The following is a 1,755-nucleotide window of genomic DNA, read 5'->3' on the forward strand; positions in this document are numbered from 1 at the left end:
ACCGATGGCTACGATTATGGCTATGATGCAGAAAATCTAGAAGCTAGTAACAACGATTTAAATTTAAGTTTAGAAGGCAAGAATATGAACATACAGGCCTATGGAGAGATAACTAACGATAAGGCTGTACCATTAAATTTTAGTTCATCTGGTGATAATAGTTTTGAGATAAGAATCACAGAGTTTGATAATATTGAGGAGAGTCAAGAAATTTATTTGAGAGATAATTTAACAGGTGAATATTTTGATTTAACTCAAGATGCAGCTTACCAATTTTCATCAGCACAAGGAATTTTTAACGAACGCTTTGAAATTGTATTTCAGAGTGAACAACAAAGTTTAAGTACTAAAGAATCAAATACAACGGAGAATTTTGTATATTTTAAAAACGCAACAAACACACTATATGTTAAAAAGTTAAATAGTGATGTAAGTAAGTTGTCTTTGATAAATATGAGAGGGCAATCTGTATTAGAAATGCAAAACGTATTTACAGAACAATTAGAAAACGGCATTCAATTCAACAATATATCAACAGGCACATATATAGTTTGTATGAGAACTGTAGCTAATGAAGTACTAACTAAAAAGGTTATCATTAATTAAAAATATAAATGAATATAAAATTACAATTCTTAATTATATTATTTGCATGCTTGGCTACTTCTCAAGTTTTAGTAGCTCAAGACGCCGATAATGATGGTGTTGATGATGCATATGATGTAGATAATAATAATGATGGTATTATTGATACAATAGCGTGTACTCCTTTACCTGGTGCAGCTGCTCCTCAAAGTGATGCAATTACTTGGAGTGAAAATGATTTTAAAATATTCGCAATTGGTAATAATTTTAACGGCTTAGGGTATCAAGAATCTGGATTTCAACAAGAGGTTTATTTAAAAGGAGAAAGTTTAACTGTTTTAGATGGATTAGCTGATTATAGTTTTCCTGCTAGTTCATGGACTGCAGGTAGTGCTAACACAAGTGTGGGTACATTTGCAAATGGGACCATAGATTTTGAGTCTAATTATTATAGAAGAACTTCTTCTCCTAGAATAGCTTTATTACGAACAACAACAGCTGGCGGTTTTATTTCTGGTGATACAGGAACAGGCGTTTATGTTTATCCAGAAACTGGAGCTCAAGCAGGTGATTATTATACCGTCAATATTAATTTCACAGTACCAGTTCGATCTTTTAGTTTTGATATGATCGATATTTTTGACACTACAGGTAATGGTACAGTTAATAGTTATGAGATTTATGTTGATGGAGTTTTAGTTGCCTATTTACAAGATGGCTTTTTAGGTAACGATGCTACAGGAAATTTAAATTTATATGATGCTAATGATGTTTTAAAAGGGACATTATTTTCTGGTCAAAATATTGAAGATACCTTTGGTATAACTGCAAATTCAGGTATTAGTCAAGTATCTATTAGACACATAGTTAATTCTGGGCAATTAGCTATTGGAACTCATGAGCCTCACGGGCTAGATACGTTTGCATATAGTTTTATTTGTGTACCTCCTATTAATATTGATGCTGATGCTGATGGTATTCCAAATAATATTGAAGCACAACCAACAATAGGTTATATAGTTCCAAGTGGAACAGTAAATACTACTGGCCCTTATGCAGGATTATGGGATAATTATGGTACAGGAATAATTCCAGAAGACACCGATGGCGATGGTATTCCAGATTATCTAGATTTAGATAGTGATAATGATGGTACTCCCGATATAGAAG

General features: G+C 32.4%; 1 protein-coding gene and 1 pseudogene. Both read left to right on the forward strand.

Going from position 1 to position 1,755, the window contains the following annotated elements; translation table 11 throughout:
* Positions 1 to 606, forward strand: a 606-nt coding sequence (locus tag Q0842_RS15995; RefSeq protein WP_298500492.1) for a T9SS type A sorting domain-containing protein, incomplete at its 5' end; no start/stop codon positions are given.
* An 8-nt stretch (positions 607 to 614) separates the two neighbouring features.
* Positions 615 to 1,755: pseudogene (locus Q0842_RS16000) on the forward strand (hypothetical protein); the annotation flags it as partial.

Source organism: uncultured Algibacter sp., assembly GCF_947495675.1.
Taxonomy (GTDB): domain Bacteria; phylum Bacteroidota; class Bacteroidia; order Flavobacteriales; family Flavobacteriaceae; genus Algibacter_B.